Below are 23,171 nucleotides of genomic sequence, written 5' to 3'. Positions count from 1 at the left end.
CCGTAATACCCCGACGAACACTTAAAAGACGTGACTTCACTCGGAAAGGAGGTCCCGGTACGTCGCGGCCAGCTCCTCGCCCACGGTCTCGAGGCTGTGTTCCTCTGCGGTCTCGCGAGCGTTCTCGCCGAGTCTCCGTCGCAGGTCCGGGTCCTCGGCGAGGCGGTCGAGCGCCGCCTCGAACTCCGCGCTGGTCTCACAGAGCAGGCAGTCGTGACCGTCCTCGAAGTACTCGCGGAAGACGGGGATGTCCCGGAGGACGACCGCCTTCTCGCAGGCCATCGCCTCCAGCACGACGAGGCCCTGGTTCTCGACCTTCGAGGGGAAGCAGAACACGTCGCCGGCGGCGAAGGCGGCGCGCTTGTCGTCGACCCAGCCCGTGAAGGTGAGGTTCTCGGGCGGGTTCTGGGTCCACCGTCGGACGGTCTTCGAGGCGTGTGGCCCCTCGTCGTAGGTGCCGAACCAGGCGAAGTCGTAGTCGGTCGCCTGCGCCAGTTCGCAGAAGGTCGTCAGGCCCTTGCGCTCGAAGACGCTGCCGACCGCGAAGACGACCATCCCGTCGAGGTCGTACTCCTCGCGGGTCTCGTCGCGGAAGGGTTCGTGGCCGGCCATCGAGTCGAGGTCGATACCGTTCGAGATGGGCTCGATGGGGGCGTCGAGTGGATAGTCCTCGAGGACGCCCTTCGTGTACTCGGAGGGACAGAGCACGAGGTCGGCCTGCGAGTAGAACCGCTTCAGGTAGGCGCCGAGGGCGGGTGCGACCGCGTTCGAGAACCGGAAGGAGCCACGGAAGTCCTCCTTCGTCACGTGGGCGTGCAACACGAGCGGGATGTCGTTGCGCTTCGCGTGCCGGGCCACCGCCAGCGACGTCGGCCCGATCATGTTGCAGTGGGCGAGGTCGTAGTCGGCGAAGAGGTCCTCGTCGAACGCGAGGTGGGCGAAGGCGGCGTCCGGGATGGAGCCGTCGGTCCACGGCGACTCGACGACGTCTATCTCCGGGGCGGCCTTCGCCAGCGCCGCGCGCTGCTGGTCGGCAGCCGTACCGATGCCGCTTCGCTCCAACTGCGACTCGAGTTCGAGGTGATTGAGGACGCGCACTGTCGTGTCGGTCCTCGGACGACAGAAAAATAGCTTGCGACTCGCGGTGCCGGCCGACCCGACAACGGAACCCCTTTTCCCGTCCGACGGAAAGGTGCGGACAGATGACCATCGCGGAGGAGCGCATCGACCGGCTGGACGCCCTCGCCCGCGAGGCGACCCGCGCCGGCGAGTACGACCGGGCTCGCGAGTACGTCCGTCTCGCGAGACGCATCGCCGAACGGAACCGCATCCGGCTCCCCTACCGGTTCAAGCGCTTCACCTGCGATGCCTGCGACGCCTACCTTCTCCCGGGCACGAACGCCCGGACCCGCCTGCAGGACGGCCACGTCGTCGTCACCTGCGACTGCGGGCACCACACGCGATACCCGTACCGCTGAGGACGGGTCGCACGACGGGGCAACGCCCGTCGTTTGGTGAAACATTGAAACCGTTGGCCCCGAAAGCCGGGGGTATGAGTAACGAAGAGCTCCGTCGACAGGCCCACGAACTCGACGTGACGGTCTGGGTCGGCAAGGGCGGAATCGACGCGGTCGTCGACGAGTTGAAAGACCAGTTGCAGGGGAACGACCTCGTGAAGGTGAAGTTCCTGCGGGCGGCCCGCGGCGGCACCTCCACGGAGGAGCTCGCCGAGGAGCTGGCGGACCTCACGAACGCCGACCTCTTCGACGTGCGCGGGAACACCGCGGTGTACCGGTGATGTTCGGGGGAATCGTCCTCCAGCCGAGCGGCGAGGGCCTCACAGGGCTCGCGCGCACGCTCTGGCAACTCGGCGTCCCGGCCAGCTACGCGGAGGTCGTCGCGGACATCCTGCTGTTCGTCGTCGCGTTCGTCGCCATCTACGCCATCGGTCGCATCCTCGTCACGCCGGTCGTGGAGCGGTTGATGGACCGACGAGGGCTCGACAGGCACGCCAGAGTCCCGCTGCGCAAGCTCACCAACTTCGCGCTGTTCTTCGCCGCCATCGGTATCGCGTTCGCGGCGGCCGGCTTCGGCAACATCCTGACCGCCATCGCGACCATCGGCGCGGCAGCCACGCTCGCCATCGGTTTCGCGATGCAGGACGTCATCGCGAACTTCGTCGCTGGCGTGTTCATCTTCACGGACAAACCCTTCCGCATCGGCGACTGGATCGAGTGGGACGGCCACTCCGGCATCGTCGAGGACATCAGCCTGCGGGTCACCCGGGTCCGCACCTTCGACAACGAGCTGCTGACGGTCCCGAACTCGCAGCTGACCAACGGCGTCATCAAGAACCCCGTCGCGAAGGACCAGCTCCGCATGCAGTTCCTCTTCGGCATCGGCTACGACGACGACATCGACCAGGCGACCGAGATCATCGTCGAGGAGGCCGAGAAGCACGAGGACATCATGGACGACCCCGAGCCGACCGTCCGCCTCACCGAGCTGGGTGACTCCTCGGTCGGGCTCAAGTCGCGCATCTGGATCGAGGAGCCGTCCCGCGCCGACTTCGTCCGGACGCGCGGCGAGTACGTCCAGGCCGTCAAGGAGCGCTTCGACGAGGAGGGCATCGACATCCCCTACCCGAACCGCACCATCGGCGGCTCGCTGGACGTCGAACAGCTCGCACAGGTCGCCACCGCGGACGACTGACGGGCGAGACGGTCCTCTTTCTCTCTCGGGTATCGTGGATATCACCGGATAGCGACGGCGTTCCTCGGTCTGGCCGACCGGCAGAGCGACCGACGGTGCCGCCGCTATCGAACGTGAATGCGGTATGAATGGTGGACGCCTGAGATTGCCCGGCGTTCCCGGACGGGGAATCTCGGTCGTCTCCTCCACCCCGCGACCCATCGAGCGACGGGTGTCCGACGGTGAGCTGCTCACTTCCGTGCCTGACTCATTACCGCCGACCAACGACGGAGGACCATCCCTGCGGATGGGCCCCGTCGACCGCCGTCCCCGACGGACGAGGCTTCTACGTCGACTCCCGAGGCCCGTCCGGGTCTGACCGGACGCCCTCAGGATTCGGTCCCCGCTGAAGACCATATCGCGGGTAGCGAGCAGGGCCTAACTGCCCGACCTAGTCCATCCCATCGTAGCTGCTTGCCTCTTAAGGACCTTTCGACTCGGGTCGTCCACGGTGGCGAGAAATCGACCGACGCGGGCGAGACTCAGGCCGACAGCAGCCCGAGCACACGGGCGTACCAGAGGCTACAGAGCGCGATGAGGGTGCTACAGAGGAAGACGGCCCACGGGTGGTACTCCATCCAGTCCTCGGTGCCGAGGCTGCTGACGACGGCGCCCGCGTCGAGCGCCCAGAACAGCGTCAGCGCGGCCATCACGACGCCGAGGACGAGGGTGACGCCGGCGGCGAGGTCCGGTTCGGTCCGGCCCTCGCGGCCGGCCGCGAAGACGATGGCCGCGACGAGCGCGAACAGTGTGAGGTACGTCGGGGCGACGACACCGACGCCGTAGTACGTCCCGAGCCCGGAGATGGCGGTCTCGGAGAGGGTGACGTACGGGACGAAGACGGCGACCAGGAACGCGATGGCGGCGGCGATGCCGACCGTCGGCGGGGTCCGGAACCGGTTCATGGCCGAGACTCGTTGCGGGCGGGACATAAACGCCGCGAAGGCAGCAGCGCAACAGCGCGGCTGCCCCGGGCACGAGTTCGTCCCGGGTCCGGCCCTCGGTTCCGGGTTTGAAGTGTGTCGCACGTGTACAACCGCCAAAGGATGCGAGACGACTCGAAACGCGGGGCGTCCGGGCGGTCTCGCGCGCTCGCCGACAGACGGTCGCTCCTGCAGGTCGCGGCCGGCCTGGGCGTGGGCTTCGGACTCGGGACGCTCGCAGGGGTCGAACTCGCGGGCGACGATGACGGGGACGACGGCGACCGGTCCGCGTTCGGGGTGACGGAGACGACCACGACGACGCGGGAGACGCGCACCGACGAGGACCAGCCCACGAAAGTCACCATCGCCGCGGACAGCAGACTGGCGGAGGCGAGCGCCGAACTGCTGGACGAACTTCGCGCAGCAGGGCTGCCGGCCGAGGTCGAGGTAGAGGTCCTCGAGCCGCCCCAGACCACCGTCACGCGAAAGAGCCGGTACCGGCAGTTGCTGAACGCCGAGGAACCCGAGCCGACCATCCTCATGATGGATTCGGGCTGGGCCATGCCGTTCGTCCGCCGGTTCCCCTTCCCGAACCTCTCGGAACGGCTCGCCGACCCGGTCGCCTCGCGGGTCGAGGGCGAGGCCGTCGACCAGCTGCTCGCGACCGTGAGCGACGGAGCCGGGAACCTCTACGGGCTCCCGATGTTCGTGCAGGCGCCGACCATCCAGTACCGGAAGGACCTGGTCGAGAAGGCAGGCTACGACCCCGAGGGCGCGAACTGGGCCACCGACCCGCCCGACTGGGAGCTGTTCTCGCAGGTCACGAAGGACACCATGACCCAGACCGGCAAGACGGGCTACACGTTCCAGGCGAAGCAGTACATCGGGCTCCCGTGCTGTACCTTCAACGAGGTCATGTCGTCGCTGGGCGGCGCGTACTTCGGTTCGCCACGGGAGCACCTGTTCGGGCCGGTGGGGGAGCGCCCCATCACCGTCGAGGAACAGCCGGTACTGGACGCCATCCGGCTGCTCCGGTCGTTCGTCCACGGAACCGACGCGCCACACACCCTCGACCGGGTCGCCGGGGACATCGCCCCGCCCGAGGTCATCCAGTACAGCGAGGAACCGTCGCGCGAACCGTTCACCGCCGGCGAGGTCGTGATGCACAAGAACTGGCCGTACGCCATCGAGATCAACGCGAAGGAGGAGCACTTCGGGCAGGACCTCGGCGTCATGCCCCTGCCGGCGGGCGTCCCGCGGTCCGAGGCCCGCTACCCGGGGACCGGCGGGTCGGTCGCGGCCCTCGGCGGGTGGCACTTCCTGGTGAACCCCTACGCCCCGTCGAACATCAAAGAGCAGGCGTACGCGGTACTGGAAGCCTTCGCGAGCGAGCAGGTCCGACGGTTCCTCTTCACCGAACTGGGGTGGCTCCCCCCGGAGACGAGCCGCTACGGGTCGCTCCCGACCGACGCGAACCGGCTCGGGCCGTATCTCCCGCAACTCGCCTACGCCGTCGAGAACACGATGCCGCGGCCCGTGACGCCGGTCTGGCCCCCGGAATCCCAGCGGGTCGCAGAGCGCGTCCACGCCGCACTCCGGGGAGATTCGGACCCGGCGGCGGCGATGGGCTCCCTCGCCAGCGACCTCGAGACGCTGGAGTCCGAGTACGAGTGAGCAGTGCTTCGGCCGGGAAACACGTGTCTCCGAGGCGGAACGCACAACATCCCGGGGGTCGATTATCTCAGCATGGGACTCGGTTCGACCGCGAAGAAACTCCAGACGCTCGCAGAACGTGCAGAACAGCTCTACGCCCAGCTCAAGGACGTCCGGGAACGGCTCACCCAGATAGAGCAGGACGTCGACGAGACGTCGAACACCGTGCAGGGCCTCGAGACGGAACTCGCCGAACACCGGATGCTCCTCGAAGCCCTCGCCGAGAAGGAGGGCATCGACGTGGACGAACTCCTCGCCGACGGCCTCATCACGGAGGCCGAAGCGAAGGGCGACGAGGCGACCGACGCGCAAGCCGCGGCGGAGCAGCAGCCGACAGACCAGGGTTCGTCGACCGGCGACCAGGGCTCGGTCGGCTCCAGCAGCAGCGAGTAATAACACCTATCGGGCGGCGGCAACAATTGCCCGCTACATGACGACCCACGAGGAACCGCTGGACTCGGTGCTGGAGACGGTCGGTGAGACGCCGCTCGTGCGAGTGCACACCGCCCCCGACGAGGTCCCCGTGTACGCGAAGCTCGAATCGTTCAACCCCGGTGCCAGCGTGAAAGACCGCATCGGGAAGTACATGCTCGAACGCATGCTCGAGGACGGCCAGCTCGACCCCGGCGGCACCGTCATCGAGCCGACCGCCGGCAACACCGGCATCGGGCTGGCGGTCGCCGCCGGCCAGCTCGGGCTCGACGCCATCTTCGTCGTCCCCGAACGCTTCTCACTCGAGAAGCAACAGCTCATGCGCGCCCTCGGCGCCGAGGTCATCAACACGCCGACCGAGGACGACATGGGCGGCGCCATCCAGCGCGCCCACGAACTCGCCGAGGAGCTCGACAACGCGGTCGTCCCCCAGCAGTTCGAGAACCCCCTCAACACGGAGGCCCACTACGCGACCACCGGCCCGGAGATCTACGACGCCCTCGACGGGGAGGTCGGGGCGGTCGTCGCCGGCTGTGGCACCGCCGGGACGCTCATGGGTATCGCGAAGTACCATCGCGAGCAACACCCCGACACCTACGTCGGCGCCGTCGAACCGGAGGGCTCGCTCTACAGCGAGTTCAAAGGCGACCACCCGGAGGCCGACGCCTACAAGATAGAGGGCATCGGCACCCACGACATCGAGACCAACCAGCTGTTCGAGCCCGACCTCGTCGACGACGTCATCCAGGTCTCGGACCGGGCGGCCCACGAGGAGGTCCAGCGCCTCGCCGCCGAGGAGGGCCACCTCGTGGCGTCCTCGGCAGCCGCCGCGAGCGTCGCCGCCGTCGGCGTCGCCGAACGCATCGCCAGCGGCGAGATAGATGCGCCCTACGACTCGGTCGTCACCGTCTTCCCCGACTCCTCGGAGCGATACCTCTCGAAGGGGCTCTACCGGTCCTACGAGGAGTGGGAGGGCTGACCGGCCCGTCGTCGCCGCGCCGTCGGCTCAGGCGAGCCGCGAGTGCTCGACCTTGAGGCACCTGTCCTGGACGACCCGCTTTCCGGCGTCCTCCGCCTTCTTCGCCGCGTCGTCGTCGCGGATGCCCAGTTGCGTCCAGATGACCTCCACGTCGTCACGCGCCAGCGCCTCGTCCACGATGTCGGCGACCTCCTCGGACGGCCGGAACACGTCGACGACGTCGACTTCCTCCTCGACCTCGCTCAGGGAATCGTAGGCCTTCTCGCCCAGTATCTCGTCGGCGAACGGGTTCACTGGCACGATGCGGTACCCGTTCGACTGCATGTACTTCGGGATGTCGTGTGCCGCTTTCCCGGGCGAACTCGAGCAGCCGACGACCGCGATGGTGTCGTACTCGAGGATGTCACGGAGTTCCGCGTCGCTCTCGACTGGCATGGGTGAGAAGACGGGAGCGTGGCCGAAAAGGGTGCTGGTGGGAGGAACCGGCGGACGGTCTCGAATGGGCCTACTGCGTCGGGATGCCGGCCGTGTGGAGCGTCGGTTCACCGTCGTCGCTCTCCTCGACCTCGATGACGGCGTCGAACAGCTGCTTGAGCGTGTTCATCGTCTGGTCGTCGTGGGCGGTGGAGTCGATGATGTAGACGCCGAGTGCGTCCGCGGACTGGACGCGTCCGGTGAAGACGTGGAGGAAGCGGAAGACGGTCTGGAGGTCTGAGTACATCAGCAGCGTCGAGACGGAGTGGAGGAGGATCCGGTTCTTCCGGTGGCCGCGTACCTCGTAGAACTCCTCCAAGAACTCGGAGAGTTTGATACCGATACCGGTCATGTCGACCGGCGAGGACGCGTACTTGATACGGGCGTCGTCGGTGACGTTGTTCACGCCGCGCTGTTTGGTCACGCAGTCGACGATGCCGATGTCGACCGCATCGACGTCGTCGACGAGCCCCTCGTACTGGTCGAAGATCTTCTGTGCGCTGTCCTTGGTGGTGACTATGATGGTTCCCTCGCCCTGCTTGGAACCACTCGCGAGGAGGTCCAACGCGATCTGTCGTTTCCCCGTCAGCGGCGGTCCGGCGATGAGCAGGTTCGTGCCGGGAGAGAGTTCCGCGTCCGGAAGAACGTCGGCCAGGTCATACATGGCGTGTCTACATCCTCGGGTCGGGCGTCACACGGTGTCGAGCCCCGGTCCCTCGTATGGTATGAGAATACAGTATCCGGCTTATAGTACTTTTGATTAGAAGCCTCAGACCCCCATCAGGACGCGTCGCCGTCGGTGATTTTCAGCAGTTAGCCGAGCAGGACGGCGACCCGGCCGACGATGAACGCGGCGGCCGCGACGAACATCCCGTACTTGAGGTGGTTCTGGCTCGCGGTCGGGTCCGAGAAGCTCTCGTACGCCGCATACAGCATCAACGCGTCGGCCGGGGCGACGGCGACGAGGTAGGCGACCCCGAGGGTCTCCCGCAGGAACGGGATCGGACTCGCGAGTACGGCCACCACGAGCGCCCCCGTCGCGAGGACCAGCGCCCGTCGCTCGCCGATGGCCAGCGGGAGCGTCCGGAGACCCTCCTCGCGGTCGCCCTCGATGTCCTCGACGTCCTTGATTATCTCGCGGCTCACGGTCGAGAGCGCGGCGAGGGCGAACAGCGTCGCCGAGGCAGCCGGGTTCCCGACCGCCGCCCCGCCGAACAGGAAGGTGCTCCCGCCGAGGTACGCCACCAGCAGGTTCCCGAAGCCGGGTGTCCCCTTGAACCACTCCGTGTAGACCCACAGTGCGACGAGGTTGAACACCGCGATACCGATGGCCAGCGGCGGGAGGACGAGCGCGAACGCCGCCGCGACCCCGAACAGTACGACGCTGAACACCAGCGCCCCGCGAGGGCTGACTGCCCCCCGCGGAATCGGGCGGTCCGGCGCGTTGATCCGGTCGATGTCCCGGTCGAAGTAGTCGTTGATGACGTTGCCACCACCCGCGGCCAGGACGGTGGTGACGGCCGCCGCCGCGGTCCTGACGGCCGGCGCGGTCAGCCCACCCGCGGTCGTCGTCACGTCGCCACCGACGGCCACGAACGCCCCGATGAAGGTGAGGACACCGGCGACGACGGCGTTCACCGGCCGGGTCAACTCGACCAGTCCGGAGACCCGGTCGTGCACACTCATACTCCCCAGTGGCCAGTGGCACAGCAAAAAAGGCGTGATTGGTCGCGGCGTGACGGGTGTAGGGTCGCAGGCTGCGGCCACCGGTCCCGTCAGACCGCGGGTCGTGCCCGGGAGGCCGCGTGGAGCGTCAGCGAGGGACCGGCCGGCTGGCTGGCCGACAGCGTGGCGTCAGCCGGTGGCATCGTCGCGTCGGGAACGACGGCGATGCGGTTCGATTCGTTGTCGCCGATCTCGATGGTGTCCTTGTCGACGTCGACGACGTAGCTGTTGTCGCTACTGGAGTTGCTGGCCGCGTCGTTCGAGTTGTTCGACCCACCGGGCGGAACGGGATACGAGACCGAGGTGTCGTAGGCGTCGAAGTGCAACACCACGAAGTCCGTGTCCTCGGAGCCGTGGTTGAGCCTGACGACGATGATGGCGTCGTTCTCCCCGAGGTCGAACGTCCCCGACGACTCGTCGATGAGGTCGAGGCCGGTCTGGCTCTCGTAGTTGCTGATGACGTCACGGAACGGCGTCGAACTGTCCTTGTACCAGCCCGCGGTGAACTCCGAAGACGGCGGGACCGTCTCGCCGTCGACGTACGTCTCGTGGTACGTGTCGGAGGCGTTCGACTGCGACTGGTAGGTCGGGTTCGAGCTGTTGATGCCGTCGCAGGTGACGTGCCCGTACTCCTCGCCGTCGTGGGACGTGTTCTCCCACGGGTCGGTCATGTCCTCGCAGTTGTGCGAGGTCGCCGAGACCGAGAAGTAATCCCCGACGTCGATGGCGGAGATGTCGGCGGACTCGATGGTGTCGGTCCCGTCCGGTTCCACGCTGACGTTCTCGAGTTCGACGGACTGGCCGCCGAAGTTCAGCGAGAGGCTGGTGTTCTTGTGCTGGATGACCTTGACCTTCTCCTTGGTCACCTCACCCGCGATCTTCCGGAACGTCTCGTTGAGGTCCGCGGAGTCACCGACCTGCGAGAAGTTCCCCTCGGTCGCGTCGGCCATGTCCTGCAGGAGGTCCTCGTCGGTGTTGCCACCGAGTCCGATCGACTGTATCTGGATGTCTTCGGGCAGGTCCTCGGCCGCGTCGAGGACGTCGTCCTTGTCACCGTCGGGCTGGCCGTCGGTGAGGAACACCATGACCTTCTTGTCGTTGTCGCCCTGTTCCAGTTCCTGCTCTGCACGTTCGATCGCGTCCTCCATCGGGGTCCCGCCGCCGGACTGGAGGTTCAGGCTGGTGTTCGCCCCGTCGAAGTACGACCCGGCGGTCTGGATGTCGTGGCGGACCTCCGCGTTGGGGGAGTTGCTCGTGGTGAACGACACGACACCGACCCGGTCACCCCGGGACGCGTTCAGCATCCCGATGAACGTCTGCATGGCGTCCTCACGCTCGTCGTCGGGGTCGTTACCGAGGCTGTAGCGCTCGTAGTAGTTCCAGTTCGCGGATTCGAACGTCTCCCCGGGGAAGAACCACTCGGTCTGGTAACTCGGGTCGCCGATCTCCCACTCGTCCGGGTCGGGGTCGGTCGAGACGAGCCAGACCTCGCCGCTGGGGACCTGGTAGGTCTTGCTGCTGTTCTCGACCCGCCGACGGACCTGCTCGACGGCGTCCCTGTCGCCACCGTTGTCTTTCCTGAAGTCAGCCTGCCGACCCGGACCGAGCACCTCCTGGTCGGGGTCCATGTACTGTGGTTGCAGGTACTGGACCTCCCACTGCTGACCGGAAGGAACGACGTCGAAGCCCCACTTGTGGTCTCCCGGATGGACGTACGACGCGTTCTCCGGAGACTGCCACTCGCTCCAGTTCCCGTAGGTGCCGGTCGCCTCGTAGTACCCGTTGTGGAGCTTGTTGACCTCGGGACTCCCCATCGAGCCGGAGTCGTCGATGACGAACACGACGTCGAGGGGTTCGCGTTCGCCGACCTGCTTCGTCGTCTCCTCGACGTCGGCGACGACCGAGCCGGCGACGTTCACGCGCGCCTTCGACTGGTTGACGACGAGCGCGTTCTTCGACTCGTCCTCGTCGACGCCGGCACAGCCGTTCTCACCGGTGGCGCCCGAGGCACCGTCCGGACAGTCGTCGTAGTAGTCCGGGACACCGTCGAGGTCACCGTCGGAGACGTTGTTGTTCGGGTCGGCGGAGTCCGGAATCCCGTCGCCGTCGGAGTCGAGGTTCCCGGTTCGGACCGCCTCGTCGAAGTGGAGGAGTGCTCCCTTCTCGATCTCGACCTGTCCACCGACGACCGCGCCGTAGACCTCGGTGCCTCCAGTGGCGCCTTGCCCTTCGAGCACCGTCTCACCAGACGGTCCGGGTGCGTAGACGACACCGGTGTACTCAGCATCCTGCTGGAAGGTGACGTCCGCACCGGCGCGTGCGAAGGTCCAGAAGCTCGTCGAATCGTTGGTTAGATTCCCGCCGTCCAGGGACTTCACCTCCCCGCCGACCGTCACGTCGTCCATCACGAACAGGCGAACCTGCCCGTCACCTTCGACCTCGATGCGGCCCTGGATGTCCGCCGACCGGTTCACCGCGACGACAACGCTGCCGTCACTGGTGTCGAAGGTGACCGATTCGCCACTGTCGACGTCGAAGTTCTCGGTCAGGTAGACGCCGGACTCGACGGTCCCCGACTGGCGGACCGAATCGGAGTAATTCGCATCGAACACCGGCGTCTCCCGGTTGTGGTTCGAGAGCACTGCCGAGTCGACGGTGAAGGTGACCTCGTCGTCGATCGCCGGGATGACGTTGTCGGCATACTCGAAGCCACTGTACCACTTTCCAGTGACGGTCCCGTCCTTCTCTGCCGTTCCGTTGTAGGAGATGTTCCCGTAGACCTCCGAGTTCGGCTGGGAATCGACTGGCCCATCAGCCGCGATGTCGCCCTCGACGACCGCATGAGGGAGGAGCGTGACCGGCCCGTTGTTCACGATCATCGATTCCTCTCCGTTCTGGACGGGGTAGGGATTCACCGTGGAATTGTAACTGTCGATGGTTGTCCCCTTGTGGGGAGAGTTATCGCCGTTCAGTTTGATTTCGGTCGTTCCGGTCCCCCAGAGCGCGGCTCGAACCTGCGCATCACCGACGACGAACTCGTCAGGGTGGATGCTCTGGCCGAGCGGAACCGTGTAGGACATCGTGCCGTTCGAGGGGTAGTAGTCGCTCTCGAGGATGTTGCCCGCGAGTTCGTCCTGCAGGTACCGGTTCCAGGCCTCGCTGTAGGTCGAGTTCTCGACCGTTATCGTGATCGTCCGGACGCGGTCGAGCGTGCTGTTCTCGGAGACGGGGAGACAGAGGCCGCGTTCGAACGCCTCCCGCTGGCTCCGGTTCGTCGTCTTGCGCGCGGTGACCTCACCCGAGTCGTCGATGCGACCCTCGACGTCCACCACCGGGAAGTCGAGGGTGTGGATCGGCCGCTTCTCGTCCGAACTGACGCGGTACTGGAGGCTCGGTGCAGAGACCATCACCGAGCCAGCGGTCGTGTTCTTCCAGACACCACCGGCCTGGTAGGCGACGGACTCGCCGTTCTCGTTCTCGTAGATGACGGACCCGAGGTCCATCGACGCCCGGCAGGCGTCGTGCCCGTTGAGCTGGAACGATATCCGTCCGTCGTCCCGTATCTTCGCGTCCTGTGTGTCCTTTCCGGTGAGGTCGAGCGAGCTGACGTCGCCGACGTCCTGGTAGGAGAGCGTTCGCAACTTGGCGCTGGCCTCCGCCAGCGTCAACTCGGCGCTCCGCATCTCCGTACCCTGCTGGACCGAGTCGGTGACAGTCGTGGCATTGAGCAGGATGAGCCCCGACGCGATCGCGACGAGGGCCATGAGGACGACGAGGCCGACGATGGGGGAGACCCCTCGGCGCTCGCGTGTGGGTGATGGTGGTGAGGTCATGTCTCTCGGTAGTTGCTGTGTTAATACATCTCGACCTTGGATATAACTCTACTGGGGCATTAACAAAAGACATACCCCGTGGTGAAACGAGTTATTTACTTTTCTATCTGGGCCGTAACCTAGGCAGGGGACCGACCCCCTCGAAACCTCGGCCACAAGATATAAGTTGGCTATACTGTACAGGATTCGATACAATCGAGAGCGAATTCATTCGTGCTGTGAATCGAATAAACAGAAAAACGGATTGTTTCTGTTACTGTGAACGGAATGAACAGTCCGCACCCACTCGGTCACACCGGTTCAGTTATAAACGAGACGGGTCGTCAGTCGAGGAGCCCCTCGGGTGGCCCACCCGCGAGGGAGTCCCGGTCGTGTGACCCAGCGAAGTCGGGGGCGGGTCCGACCGGGACGAGCTTCTTCGGGTTGACGTCACCGTGGGTCGTGTAGTAGTGCTCCTTGATGTGGGCCATGTTCACCGTCTCGGCGACGCCCGGCAGCTGGAACAGCTCGCGGGTGTGACCCCACAGGTGGTCGTAGTCGGTGACGTGGCGGACGTTGCACTTGAAGTGGGTGTGGTAGACCTCGTCGAACCGGACGAGCGTCGTGAACAGGCAGACGTCCGCGAGCGTGAGGCGCTCGCCGACGAGGTAGCGCTGGTCGGCGAGCACCTCGTTCCAGTGGTCGAGCGCCCCGAAGAGGTCGGCCACCGCCCGTTCGTGGGCGGCCTGCGAGTCGGCGAAACCGGCGCGGTAGACACCGTTGTTGATCGGTTCGTAGATGTCCTCGATGACCGCGTCGATCTCGTCGCGGAGCGCGTCTGGGTAGAGGTCGACGCCGGTGGTCCCGAGGCCGGCCATCGCGTCCGCGAACATCTTGATCACCTCCTCGGACTCGTTGTTGACGATGGTCTCCTCCTCCCGGTCCCACAGCACGGGCACGGTCACGCGCCCGGTGAAGGAGTCGTCGGCCGCGGTGTACACCTCACGCAGGTAGTCGGCGTCCATGATGGAGTCGGTCGTGCAGTCGTCCTTCTCGGGCGTGAACTGCCAGCCGTCGGTGTCGCGGTACGGGTCGACGACGTCCATGGAGACCACGTCCTCCAGACCGAGGAGCCGGCGGACGACCATCGCTCGGTGTGCCCAGGGACACGCCCGCGAGACGTACAGATGGTATCGGTCGGCCTCGGGCTGGAACCGGGCGTCCTCCTCGTTCGAGATACAGTCACGGAAACTGGTCTCCTGCCTGTCGAACTCTCCGTCCTCGTTCGTGGTCTGGTACGCGCCTTCCCGCCACTCGCCGTCGACGAGCATGTGCATGCCCGACCGTACCCAATCAGGAGGATTAACCCCTCCGCACCCCCCAGCGACCTTCCGGTATCGACGACATCGACATGGGCGGGTTCGATGACACCTGAGGAGTTACTGCTGTTCGTCGTCCCGATGTCCGGGCCGCCCTCCTCGCCACCTGAAGCACCTACCAGCCCGCGGGCCCAGCCTCTACCTGCGGTTCGTCCCGCGGACTGCCCTATCTCGTGCGCCAGTCGCCCTGGAACATCACCCGGAGTCCCGCCCGCGAGGCGAGGTCCTCCAGTCGTGCCCGCTGGGTCTCGAGGTCGCCACCCGTCCAGAGGAACGGTCCGCTCTCCAGTTCGACAGCCGGTCGCATCGGTCGTCCATCGGGATGGACGGGCTCCCGGTGGAGGACGGCGGTCTCGTCCTCGTCGGGACAGTACGGGAGGGAGATGGACCCGGCGAGGTGGTGCTGTTCGACGAGGTAGTCGACGATCTGCCCCATCGCCCCTTCGACCGTGGAGCAACCGACCGCTCCGACGGAGGTCCGGTCCCTGAAGAACCGGGCGACGAACTCGCCGTCCCCGCCGGCCGAGGCGGCCGCGACCGTCTGGACACCGTCCTGTCTGTCGGAGGCCGAGGCAGCGTCGTCGACCGACTCCTGTGCGGGCTCGACCGAGGTCTCGGTGTCCTCTGTTTCTGCCTCGACTTCCGCAGCGTCGGAGACACCGGCTGGACCCGCTTCTGTGCCGTCTCGCGGAGTCCCGGTCGGACGACTCCCTGTGCCGTCATCCGACCGGAACGACTGGACCAGTCGCTGCACGAACTCGCGTGTCGCGGTCTCGAGGTCGGCAGCGGCAGCCCCGTCGGTCGCCGCCTGCAACTCCGTGGTGAGCGCCTCGACCAGTTCGTCGCCCGCGTCTTCGAGACGTTCTGCGGCAGTCTCGCGCTCGGCCCGGGTACGGGTGCGTGCTCGCTCGATGGCCCGCGCTCGCGTGTAGTGTTCGAGGACCGTCGACCGCTCCGGTAGTCCCTGCAGGTCGCACTCTGCCCACTCCGTCTCCCCGTCCTTCGAGCCGGCGAAGGCGAACTGCCGACCGTTCGTGAGCACGCCCCACGATACCCCGGCTGCTCGCATGGCCTCGGAGAGCTGGTCGGTGTCGTCTGTGCCGAGCGATTCCTCGGCCGGGCGCGTGAAGACGAACACGGTCGGTCTGCCGTCCGCGAGGAGCGCGTAGTCCACGGTGGCCTCGGCACCGGGGACGTGGAACGCGGCCTCGACCTCGGGGGCCCTGACGTTCCAGCCGAGGGCCTCGAGGAACGGTTCGACGAGCCTGAGCTGGGTGTTCCGCAGGCCTAGCTCCGGCGAGGTAGCGACGACCTCCGTGGCGTGTTCGACGTACTCCGTCAGGTCCGCGGGTCCCATCGTCACCTCGTTCGTCTGTGACCCGCTTGTACTTTATCACGCAGGGTCGGGTCCGACGAAGGTTTTGCCGAGACCGAAAACGGCCGTCAGGTTAATGTGGGGGTGCCGAGCCCGCCGGTATCTCCGGTTTTCACAGGTGATAATCTCCGGTGTTGTTTTATATTCTGGTACCTACCGTTTCGACCATATGCTGGGCCCGCTTCGTCGACTCATACCAAACTTTATTCGGAGAAGTTATGCGCTGAAATTCGGTATCGCGCTCCTCATAATGGGCCTGGCTGTCGGGGCGGTGGGGTTCGTCGCGACTGGCCAGATCACAGAGGAGGTCGAGAACAGCGTCAACGACAGACTCGAGGACCGTGCAGGACAGGAAGCCCGTAACTTGCGCCAGTGGGACGAACGGAACATCGTCATCACACAGAACATCGCGTTACGGGAGGAGGTAGAGAACGGCAACGAGACGCGTATCGACGCCACTCTGGAGGGGCGGACGCAGGTGTTGCAGTTCGAACGTGGCGTCCGGGACATGTACTACGTGAAGCTCCCCTCCAACACCGTCACCGCGACCACGCACAACGACCAGGAGGACGCCAAACTCGGCCAGTTGCAGACGCCGTGGGCGTCGACCCTCGCCGAGAAGACGACCGTCGACGGCGATAGTGGTATCATCTACAGCTCCTACGTCGACCACGAGGGGACGACCGTCGTCGCCTACGCCTACCCCGTGAAGGCGAGCAGTGGGAGCGAGGTCATCGTGACCACCGTCGACGTGGCCAACTACGCACAGACCATGGCCGTCGAGGACGGTGAGACGACGATGATTCTCGGTGACCAGAACGAGATCGTCTTCGCGAACACCGGGAACATGGAGGACGGCACCGTCGTCGGCAACCAGTTCACCGGCGCCAACTTCTATCAGCTCTCGCAGTCCGGGACCGGCGTCGAGCAGTTCGGGTCGGCACCGGAGCCGGTGGCACAGACGGTCGGCGGTGACTACGGCGACGACGAGTACGTGACCAGCTACGCGGCGGTGCCGGGTCGGAACATGGTCGTCACCGTGAGCGCCCCGACCGGCAACGTCTACGGCTTCGTGAACGACGTGAGCCAGTGGGGCCTGTACGCGACCCTCGCGGGGATGACCCTCATCGTCCTCGTCGGGACGGTCATCGGGCGCAACACCGCGTCCGCCATCGACCGCCTCACCTCGAAGACCACCCAGATGGAGGAGGGGAACCTCAACGTCGAGTTCGAGACCCACCGCATCGACAACATCGGGCGGCTGTACGACGGGTTCGGGTCCATGCGTGACGCGCTCCGTGAGCAGATCCAGGAGGCCCGTGACGCTCGCGAGCAGGCGGAACTCGCTCGCGCCGAGGCGGAGCAGATGAACCGCCACCTAGAGCGCAAGGCCGACGAGTACCGCGACGTGATGCAGAGCGTCTCCGACGGGGACATGACCCAGCGGATGAACGCCGAATCCGAGTCCGAGGCGATGGCCGACATCGCCCGGGAGTTCAACCACATGATCGGCGAGATCGAGGAGACCACGGCCCAGCTCAAGAACTTCGCGAACGAGGTCGCCACCTCCTCCGAGGAGGTCACGGCCTCCAGCGAGGAGGTCCGGTCCGCCTCCGAGCAGGTGACCGAGTCCATCCAGGAGATCTCCGACGGTGCGGACCGGCAGAACGACAGCCTCCAGCGCGTCAGTCAGGAGATGTCCGGCCTGTCGACCACCATCGAGGAGATCGCGTCGTCCTCGAACGAGGTGGCGGACCTGGCAGAACGGACCGCAGAGACCGGCCGCGACGGTCGCGAGGCCGCACAGGAGGCGATCGACCGGATGCAGGCACTGGAGGACAACCGCGAGGTCGTCACCGACCAGATGGGCGACCTCGAGAAGGAGATGGAGCAGATCGACGAACTCATCGACTTCATCTCAGAGATCGCCGAGCAGACGAACATGCTCGCGCTGAACGCCAACATCGAGGCGGCACGCTCGGGCAGTTCCGGCGAAGGGTTCTCCGTCGTCGCACAGGAGGTCAAGGAGCTGGCAGAGGAGACCAAGGACGCGGCCGAGGACATCGAGAAGCGCCTCGAGACCATCCAGTCGAAGACCCAGCAGTCCGTGCGCTCCGTCGAGGGCGCGAGCGAACAGATATCCGCGACGACCGAGGCGGTCGAGGAGACCGTCACGGCACTCGACGAGATTGCCGACTACGCGACGTCGACCAACACGGGTGTCCAGGAGATCTCCGCGGCGACCGAGGAACAGGCGGCCTCGACCGAGGAGGTCGTCGCGATGGTCGACGAGGCAGCGACCATCTCCGAGGAGACGACCGCGGAGGCCGAGAACGTGGCGGCCGCCGCCGAGGAGCAGACCACGGCACTCACCGAGGTCAGCAAGTCCGCGAGCGACCTCGCGAACCAGGCGTCCCGCCTCAGCGAGGCGCTGGACCGCTTCGAGACCGACGTCGACGACGTGTACGAGTTCGGCACCAGCGAGGAACTCTTCGAGGACGTGGAGACCCGCGACCCCGAAGAGATCGAGGCAGCGACCGAAGCCGTCGGCGAACTGACCGCCGGCGACAGCGACCTCGACCTCGGCGACGCGGACCCGGCACCGGCCGAGGAGCAGGAGACGGAAGCGCCGATGGACGCGCCAGCCGAGGGTCAGGGCGGGCTGGGCTCGCCGGCGACCTTCGGCGAGGAGACCACGCCGAGCCCCGACGCCGGCGACGGCGCCGCCGACGACTTCGCGCCGGTCGACGACGCGAGCTTCGGTGAAGAATCCGACGAGGACGAACTCGGCCTCGACGACGTGGACGACGTGAACGCGGACGACTACGACCTCGACGCCGCGGCGACTGCCGGGGCAGCAGCCGAGGACGACTCCGCCGCGGACTCCTTCGGTGCAGAACCCGCACCGGAGCCCGCCGACGTCGAAATCGAGGGTGACGCTGTCGAAGCGGAGGCCGGTGCGGTCGACGCAGAGGCTGAAACCGACGCACAGACGGAGTCGACGGACGCCGTCGCACCCGAGGACACCGACTCGCCCGGCATCGCCTTCGGCGAAGAGGAACCCGACGAGGCGGAGACGGCGACCGAGACCGACGAACCGGTCGAGGCCGACGACGGCCTCGAACTCGACGCGGACGCGGTCGAGGACCCGGATTCGACCGCCGACGACGAGCCGGTCGAAGCCGAGGCCGCGGCGGAATCTGGCGCCGAAGCCGACCCGCTCGCCGACTCCGCGGACCCCGGCGACTACGAGGCAGACATCGACCTCGGCTCCGACGCTGACGACGAGTTCGAGGGCTTCGAACCGTTCGAGGGCGGCGAGGAGACCGAGCCGGCAGGTGACGAGGCCGAGGTCGACGCGGCCGACGCCGAGACCCAGACCGAGACGGAAGCCGGGGTCGACACCGAGCCGAGTACCGACGACGAGGGAGAGACCGACCTCGACGCCGACGCCGGCGCCGAATCCGACGCTGCCGGCATGGAACCGGACGAGTCCAGCGACGAGTGGGAGACGGTCGACGCGGCAGCGGCGTCGGAGTCCGCAGACTGGGAAGCCGGTGAGGACGCCGACGCCGAAGGCTCGTGGGCTGCGGACGACGAGTTCGCCGCGGACGAGACGGCCGAGGCCGACTGGGAGGTCGGCGAAACCGCCGACGCGGACGCCGAGCCCCAGTACGGGGCCGACGACGAGTGGGCCGCCACCGAACCCGCAGACGCCAGCTGGGAGACCGACGAGGCACCGCCCGGCTGGGAGACCGACGACACGGCCGTCGAGGCCGACCCCGCAGACACGGACGCGGCTGTCGACAGCGACGACGCCGTCGAAGCCGACGCCGTCGAAGCCGACGCCGTCGAAGCCGACGCCGTCGAAGCCGACGCCGTCGAAGCCGACGCCGCCGAACCCGAGGCCGAGGCGGAGTCCATCGAAGCCGAGCCCATGGACGCGGCCGACACCGAGGCCGGCTCGGCTCCCGAGGCCGACTCGGTTGCCGAGGACGACTCGGAGTCGACGACGGGACTCTCCTTCGGGGCCGACGCCGAAGCGGAGACCGAGGACGAGGCCGACCGGGATACCGACGACATCGACCGCGAGCTCGGCGAGGCGCTCGACTTCGACGACGACCCGCTCGCGGAGACCACCGACGACGGCCCCGAGGAGACCGAGACGAAGGAGGTCCCCGGGATGGACGACATCGACTTCGGTGACGAGTCCGACGAGGAGGACCTGGACGTCGACGAGGAGGATGGCAGCGAGGACGACATGTTCTCGTTCGCCCAGTCCGAGCCGAACGACGACGAGTAATCCCGCGGCGCGGTCACTCTTTTCTGCTGCTCGGTCGCGTAGCGTGGGCTGTCGGCCCGAGACGTTGCTGCGGACGCTCGTGGACGGTGTGAAGGATACGGACGAGGAAGAGGTGCGAGCTACTCGCGCTGGTAGATACGGAGGCGACCGTCGAGCACGGAGAACGCCGACTTGAGCTGTGGCGGGATGGTCTCTGCCTTCCCGATGACGAGGTAGCCGTCGGGGCGGAGCGACCTGGCGATGGTCTCGAGGACCGGCTGTTTGTACTCGTTGTCGATGTAGATGAACAGGTTCCGGCAGATGACGAGGTCGAAGCCCGACTTCGACCCGTCGTTGATCAGGTCGTGCTTCGCGAAGGTGACCTTCCGTTTGACCCGGTCGGTCACCGCGAAGCGGTTCTCTCGCCTGTCGACGTAGGCGTGGAAGTTCGAGAGGAAGGTGAGCTGGTCCTCGATGTCGACGGTGCGGGTGCTGTGGTAGACGCCCTGCTGGGCGGTCCGGAGCGCCTCGTCGTTGATGTCGGTCCCGTAGATGTGGAACTTCTCGGCGTCGACCCGGGGGTCGTCGAGCGCGAGCATCGCGAGCGAGTAGGGCTCACGGCCGTCCGCACAGGCCGCAGACCAGACGTGGACGCGGTCCTCTTCGGCGGAGAGGTCCCGCAACACCGACCGGATGCCCTCCCAGACGTCGGGGTTCCGGAAGAACCCGGTGACGTTGATCGAGAGCGCGTCCAGCAGCTCCTTGGGTTCGTCGGGGTCCTCGCGGAGGATGTCGAAGTACTCGTCGTAGTCGGCCGCGCCCGTCCGGCGCATGCGCGAGGAGAGCCGCCGCTTGAGGTAGCTGTCGTTGTAATGACTGGTCGCGAACCCGATCTCGTCTTCGACGTACTGGGTGACTCGGAGAAACGCGTCCTCCTCCGTCACAGTTCCTCCACAGCGTGTTCGCTGTCCGCGGTGCGGATGCGGAGCGTGCCGGTCTCCACGTCGAACTCGACGGTCCGGCCACGCTGGCCGCCCACGTCCTCTGCGATGATGGGGACGCCGAGCTTCTCCAGTTCGTCCTTTGCGGCGGCGACGTTTCGCTTCCCGACGCCCTCGCCGAAGGACTCGAACTGGAACATGTCGCTGCCGCCCGCGATCTTGGCCTCGACCGAGGTGTACGCCGCGCCCTTCTCGACCATCCGGCGGAGCATCGCGCGGATGGCGGTGTCGGCGTACTTGCCCGGCTGGGTGTCGGCACCGTCGGCTGCGTCGCCGTCGGGGAGCATGACGTGGGCCAGCCCGCCGATACCGGAGTCGGGGTCGTACAGCGCGATGGCCAGGCACGACCCGAGCCCGTAGGACTTCAGCGTCTCCTCTGACTCCTTTCCCCGGACGACGAACTCCGAGATGCCGACCTGGACCGGCTCCGGCGCGCCGGGTTCACTGCCGTAGGTCTTCATGAGTTCTCCACTTCATCGATGGGGAAGTCTGCTTTCGTCTCGGCGTCTTCGATGCGGTCGATGTCGAGGTTGTTGAGCGCCCGTTCGAGGTCCTCCTCGTCGGGGATGGCGTAGATGGAGCAGTCGAACTCGCGGTCGTCGGCCTTGATGACCGTGTCGAAGACGAACGCGAAGTCCTGGTTCTCCCCGAGCTGGATGATGACCGGGTCGATGACCGCCGCGCCGAAGTCGTGGATGTACTGCGGGGGCGAGTGGTCGATGGTCGTGTCCAGCACGTTCGCCCACCCGTCGATGAACCCGGAGGCCATGATGTTGCCGAGTTCCTTGATGGCGCTCTTCCCGAGGTCGCCGAACTCGTCGTCGGGCGGGTTCGGGACCGTCGCCTCGACGACCTCCCGGGCCGAGCGCTCGTCGAACAGGAACAGCAGGTAGCCCGAGGGTGTCCCGTCGAGTTCGTGGGCCACGCCGACGAGCATCTCGTCGTCGATCTCCTGCGGGATGGCCTCAAGCGAGGCGAACTTCAGCCGCCGGATCTTCACGCTCGTCTCGATACCGGTGAGCGTCGTGATGTTCGAGGCGACCTCCTTCGCCCCCTGCTGTGCCATCTCGTCGAAGCCCGCGAGTTTGTCGTACTCGATGCCCCGGCTGTCGGGGTCCCCGTGCTGTTCGAGGATGTCGGCCATCGAGTCGCGTTCGGGGAACAGGTAGTGCTTGAACCCGATCTCCGTGTCGACCGCCTCGATCTGGCTCTGGAACAGCAACGCGAGGTCGCCCTCGTCGGGTGCCGCCTTGAGGTCGCCGATGAACGGCTCGGCCGTCGTCCCTTCGACGAACTCGGGGGTGGACACGTCGATGACGGTACCGAGCACGTCGGCCCAGCCGTCGATGAACCCGGCGTTCATGATCTGGCCGACCTCGGTCATCGCCGACCGGTTCATGTCGTCGAAGCCGTCGGCGTCCGATTCACCCACCAGTGTCTGGACGATGCTGAGCGCGGCGTCGCGCTCGAAGATGATCAGCGAGTGCCCCTCGAGGCCGCCCGAGAGTTCGACCCGGATGCCGACCTTGGGCACGTCGTCCTCGAACTCGGTGCGGATCTCCGAGCCGCGCATGAAGTTCAGTTTCGTGATGCCGACGCGGGTGTCCACGTCGGTCATGCGCGTCAGGCGACCCGCAGCGAGACCGGCACCTTCCCGGGCCATGTCGTAGAAGGTCCCGAGTGCGGTGATGTCCAGTTTCATGTGGGCCTGGCTTCGATGTTGTTCACCATCTCCACGAACTCTTCGAGGTTCGGGAATGCGTATATCTCCGCGTTGATGTCGTAGCTCGGTACGGTCAGGTTGGAGTCGAAGAACAGCGCGAGGTCCTCGCCGCCGAGGCCCGCGGTCCGTTCGACGATCTCGCCCGCCGGTGCGTACACCAGTTGCGGGGTCGCGATGTCGATGGTGCGGCCGAGCACGTCCGCCCAGCCGTCGATGAAGCCCGACGCCATCATGTTGCCGAGCTCCTCGACGGCCGAGCGAGCCATCTCGCCCGACACCTGCGACATGTCGTCGACCATGTCCGAGAGCATGAGCGCGGTGATCTTCTTCGCGCTCGACTCCGGGAACAGGATGAGGATGTGCCCATGGGGGGGCTCCATCAGCCGCACCCGGACGCCGACGCGCTTGCCGGCGTCCAGTTGCTTCTTGATGTCCTGGATGTCGATGAAGTTCGTCTTCGTCACCTCCATCCGGGCGTCCTCGCCTGTCAGTTTACTCATGTTGTCGGCGACCCCGTTGGTCCCGACCTTCGCCATCTCGTTGATGAAACTCAACTTCCGAATGTCGACCATCAGACTCATGATTGCCTCCTGTGATTTCGT

18 protein-coding genes, 1 other RNA gene and 1 pseudogene are annotated in these 23,171 nt (G+C 66.4%); 7 read left to right on the top strand and 13 right to left on the bottom strand.

Features of this window, described 5'->3' with window-relative positions; all coding sequences use genetic code 11:
• Positions 1 to 36 precede the first annotated feature (36 nt).
• Positions 37 to 1,098, bottom strand: coding sequence for a glycosyltransferase family 4 protein (locus tag NOV86_RS00545; RefSeq protein ID WP_267639270.1), 1,062 nt, complete (start codon positions 1,096 to 1,098; stop codon positions 37 to 39).
• A gap of 104 nt (positions 1,099 to 1,202) precedes the next feature.
• Between NOV86_RS00545 and NOV86_RS00540 the strand changes: the two genes are divergently transcribed.
• The 3 genes from NOV86_RS00540 to NOV86_RS00530 all read left to right on the top strand — a co-directional run bounded on the left by NOV86_RS00540 (position 1,203) and on the right by NOV86_RS00530 (position 2,712).
• The gene (locus NOV86_RS00540; protein WP_267639269.1) at positions 1,203 to 1,478 is read left to right on the top strand and encodes a ribonuclease P protein component 4; all 276 of its coding nucleotides are present in this window, start codon (positions 1,203 to 1,205) and stop codon (positions 1,476 to 1,478) included.
• A gap of 74 nt (positions 1,479 to 1,552) precedes the next feature.
• Positions 1,553 to 1,798 (top strand): YhbY family RNA-binding protein, encoded by a 246-nt coding sequence (locus tag NOV86_RS00535; protein ID WP_267639268.1) that lies wholly within the window; start codon positions 1,553 to 1,555, stop codon positions 1,796 to 1,798.
• Positions 1,798 to 2,712: a mechanosensitive ion channel family protein gene (locus NOV86_RS00530; RefSeq protein ID WP_267639267.1), complete on the top strand. Its 915-nt coding sequence runs from the start codon at positions 1,798 to 1,800 to the stop codon at positions 2,710 to 2,712. The genes NOV86_RS00535 and NOV86_RS00530 overlap by 1 nt, the downstream gene beginning before the upstream one ends.
• A gap of 129 nt (positions 2,713 to 2,841) precedes the next feature.
• Here NOV86_RS00530 and ffs read toward each other — a convergent pair.
• Positions 2,842 to 3,153: signal recognition particle sRNA (ffs, locus tag NOV86_RS00525), an RNA gene on the bottom strand.
• An 80-nt stretch (positions 3,154 to 3,233) separates the two neighbouring features.
• Positions 3,234 to 3,656, bottom strand: coding sequence for a DUF7548 family protein (locus NOV86_RS00520; protein ID WP_267639266.1), 423 nt, complete (start codon positions 3,654 to 3,656; stop codon positions 3,234 to 3,236).
• 141 nt (positions 3,657 to 3,797) lie between these two features.
• Between NOV86_RS00520 and NOV86_RS00515 the strand changes: the two genes are divergently transcribed.
• From NOV86_RS00515 to NOV86_RS00505, 3 genes are all read left to right on the top strand, one after another.
• Positions 3,798 to 5,348: an extracellular solute-binding protein gene (locus NOV86_RS00515; protein ID WP_267639265.1), complete on the top strand. Its 1,551-nt coding sequence runs from the start codon at positions 3,798 to 3,800 to the stop codon at positions 5,346 to 5,348.
• Positions 5,349 to 5,420: 72 nt separating this feature from the next.
• Positions 5,421 to 5,780 carry a DUF5798 family protein gene (locus tag NOV86_RS00510; RefSeq protein WP_267639264.1) on the top strand — a complete coding sequence of 120 codons (360 nt, stop codon included), beginning with the start codon at positions 5,421 to 5,423 and terminating at the stop codon, positions 5,778 to 5,780.
• Between the two features lie 37 nt (positions 5,781 to 5,817).
• A complete protein-coding gene (locus NOV86_RS00505) occupies positions 5,818 to 6,798 on the top strand; it encodes a PLP-dependent cysteine synthase family protein (RefSeq protein WP_267639263.1) in 981 nt (326 codons plus the stop codon).
• 27 nt (positions 6,799 to 6,825) lie between these two features.
• Here the strand turns inward: NOV86_RS00505 and NOV86_RS00500 are convergent, their stop codons facing one another.
• From NOV86_RS00500 to NOV86_RS00475, 6 genes are all read right to left on the bottom strand, one after another.
• Positions 6,826 to 7,233 (bottom strand): CoA-binding protein, encoded by a 408-nt coding sequence (locus NOV86_RS00500; RefSeq protein WP_267639262.1) that lies wholly within the window; start codon positions 7,231 to 7,233, stop codon positions 6,826 to 6,828.
• A gap of 70 nt (positions 7,234 to 7,303) precedes the next feature.
• Positions 7,304 to 7,936 (bottom strand): RAD55 family ATPase, encoded by a 633-nt coding sequence (locus tag NOV86_RS00495; protein WP_267639261.1) that lies wholly within the window; start codon positions 7,934 to 7,936, stop codon positions 7,304 to 7,306.
• A gap of 149 nt (positions 7,937 to 8,085) precedes the next feature.
• Positions 8,086 to 8,958 (bottom strand): geranylgeranylglycerol-phosphate geranylgeranyltransferase, encoded by an 873-nt coding sequence (locus tag NOV86_RS00490; protein WP_267639260.1) that lies wholly within the window; start codon positions 8,956 to 8,958, stop codon positions 8,086 to 8,088.
• 89 nt (positions 8,959 to 9,047) lie between these two features.
• Entirely contained in the window at positions 9,048 to 12,830 is a 3,783-nt protein-coding gene (locus NOV86_RS00485; RefSeq protein WP_267639259.1) for a DUF7289 family protein, read from the bottom strand.
• A 323-nt stretch (positions 12,831 to 13,153) separates the two neighbouring features.
• Positions 13,154 to 14,146: a glutathione S-transferase family protein gene (locus tag NOV86_RS00480; protein ID WP_267639258.1), complete on the bottom strand. Its 993-nt coding sequence runs from the start codon at positions 14,144 to 14,146 to the stop codon at positions 13,154 to 13,156.
• Between the two features lie 208 nt (positions 14,147 to 14,354).
• Positions 14,355 to 15,545 (bottom strand): type I restriction enzyme HsdR N-terminal domain-containing protein, encoded by a 1,191-nt coding sequence (locus NOV86_RS00475; protein ID WP_267639257.1) that lies wholly within the window; start codon positions 15,543 to 15,545, stop codon positions 14,355 to 14,357.
• A 1,132-nt stretch (positions 15,546 to 16,677) separates the two neighbouring features.
• Here NOV86_RS00475 and NOV86_RS23370 point away from each other — a divergent pair.
• A pseudogene (locus NOV86_RS23370) lies at positions 16,678 to 18,021 on the top strand (methyl-accepting chemotaxis protein); the annotation flags it as partial.
• 1,964 nt (positions 18,022 to 19,985) lie between these two features.
• Here the strand turns inward: NOV86_RS23370 and NOV86_RS00465 are convergent.
• Genes NOV86_RS00465 through NOV86_RS00450 form a run of 4 tightly spaced genes read right to left on the bottom strand, consistent with a single transcriptional unit; the run spans position 19,986 to position 23,150 of the window.
• Positions 19,986 to 20,789 (bottom strand): CheR family methyltransferase, encoded by an 804-nt coding sequence (locus tag NOV86_RS00465; RefSeq protein WP_267639255.1) that lies wholly within the window; start codon positions 20,787 to 20,789, stop codon positions 19,986 to 19,988.
• Entirely contained in the window at positions 20,786 to 21,307 is a 522-nt protein-coding gene (locus NOV86_RS00460) for a chemotaxis protein CheD (RefSeq protein ID WP_267639254.1), read from the bottom strand. Before NOV86_RS00460 ends, NOV86_RS00465 begins: the two co-directional genes overlap by 4 nt.
• On the bottom strand, positions 21,304 to 22,548 hold the full coding sequence (locus NOV86_RS00455) for a chemotaxis protein CheC (protein ID WP_267639252.1): 1,245 nt from the start codon (positions 22,546 to 22,548) through the stop codon (positions 21,304 to 21,306). Before NOV86_RS00455 ends, NOV86_RS00460 begins: the two co-directional genes overlap by 4 nt.
• On the bottom strand, positions 22,545 to 23,150 hold the full coding sequence (locus NOV86_RS00450) for a chemotaxis protein CheC (RefSeq protein WP_368408714.1): 606 nt from the start codon (positions 23,148 to 23,150) through the stop codon (positions 22,545 to 22,547). Before NOV86_RS00450 ends, NOV86_RS00455 begins: the two co-directional genes overlap by 4 nt.
• Between the last annotated feature and the right edge of the window lie 21 nt (positions 23,151 to 23,171).

The sequence above is a fragment of the Haloarchaeobius amylolyticus genome (assembly GCF_026616195.1).
Classification (GTDB): domain Archaea; phylum Halobacteriota; class Halobacteria; order Halobacteriales; family Natrialbaceae; genus Haloarchaeobius; species Haloarchaeobius amylolyticus.
Note: the sequence above shows the minus strand (reverse complement) of the source record. Positions and strands in the feature narration are given on the sequence as shown.

Coding starts and splice junctions, on each gene's coding strand:
- NOV86_RS00495 (WP_267639261.1), bottom strand. CDS start 7,936: ATGTATGACCTGGCCGACGTTCTTCCGGACGCGGAACTCTCTCCCGGC.
- NOV86_RS00505 (WP_267639263.1), top strand. CDS start 5,818: ATGACGACCCACGAGGAACCGCTGGACTCGGTGCTGGAGACGGTCGGT.
- NOV86_RS00450 (WP_368408714.1), bottom strand. CDS start 23,150: ATGAGTCTGATGGTCGACATTCGGAAGTTGAGTTTCATCAACGAGATG.
- NOV86_RS00510 (WP_267639264.1), top strand. CDS start 5,421: ATGGGACTCGGTTCGACCGCGAAGAAACTCCAGACGCTCGCAGAACGT.
- NOV86_RS00500 (WP_267639262.1), bottom strand. CDS start 7,233: ATGCCAGTCGAGAGCGACGCGGAACTCCGTGACATCCTCGAGTACGAC.
- NOV86_RS00540 (WP_267639269.1), top strand. CDS start 1,203: ATGACCATCGCGGAGGAGCGCATCGACCGGCTGGACGCCCTCGCCCGC.
- NOV86_RS00530 (WP_267639267.1), top strand. CDS start 1,798: ATGTTCGGGGGAATCGTCCTCCAGCCGAGCGGCGAGGGCCTCACAGGG.
- NOV86_RS00485 (WP_267639259.1), bottom strand. CDS start 12,830: ATGACCTCACCACCATCACCCACACGCGAGCGCCGAGGGGTCTCCCCC.
- NOV86_RS00475 (WP_267639257.1), bottom strand. CDS start 15,545: ATGGGACCCGCGGACCTGACGGAGTACGTCGAACACGCCACGGAGGTC.
- NOV86_RS00490 (WP_267639260.1), bottom strand. CDS start 8,958: ATGAGTGTGCACGACCGGGTCTCCGGACTGGTCGAGTTGACCCGGCCG.
- NOV86_RS00455 (WP_267639252.1), bottom strand. CDS start 22,548: ATGAAACTGGACATCACCGCACTCGGGACCTTCTACGACATGGCCCGG.
- NOV86_RS00535 (WP_267639268.1), top strand. CDS start 1,553: ATGAGTAACGAAGAGCTCCGTCGACAGGCCCACGAACTCGACGTGACG.
- NOV86_RS00515 (WP_267639265.1), top strand. CDS start 3,798: ATGCGAGACGACTCGAAACGCGGGGCGTCCGGGCGGTCTCGCGCGCTC.
- NOV86_RS00520 (WP_267639266.1), bottom strand. CDS start 3,656: ATGAACCGGTTCCGGACCCCGCCGACGGTCGGCATCGCCGCCGCCATC.
- NOV86_RS00480 (WP_267639258.1), bottom strand. CDS start 14,146: ATGCACATGCTCGTCGACGGCGAGTGGCGGGAAGGCGCGTACCAGACC.
- NOV86_RS00460 (WP_267639254.1), bottom strand. CDS start 21,307: ATGAAGACCTACGGCAGTGAACCCGGCGCGCCGGAGCCGGTCCAGGTC.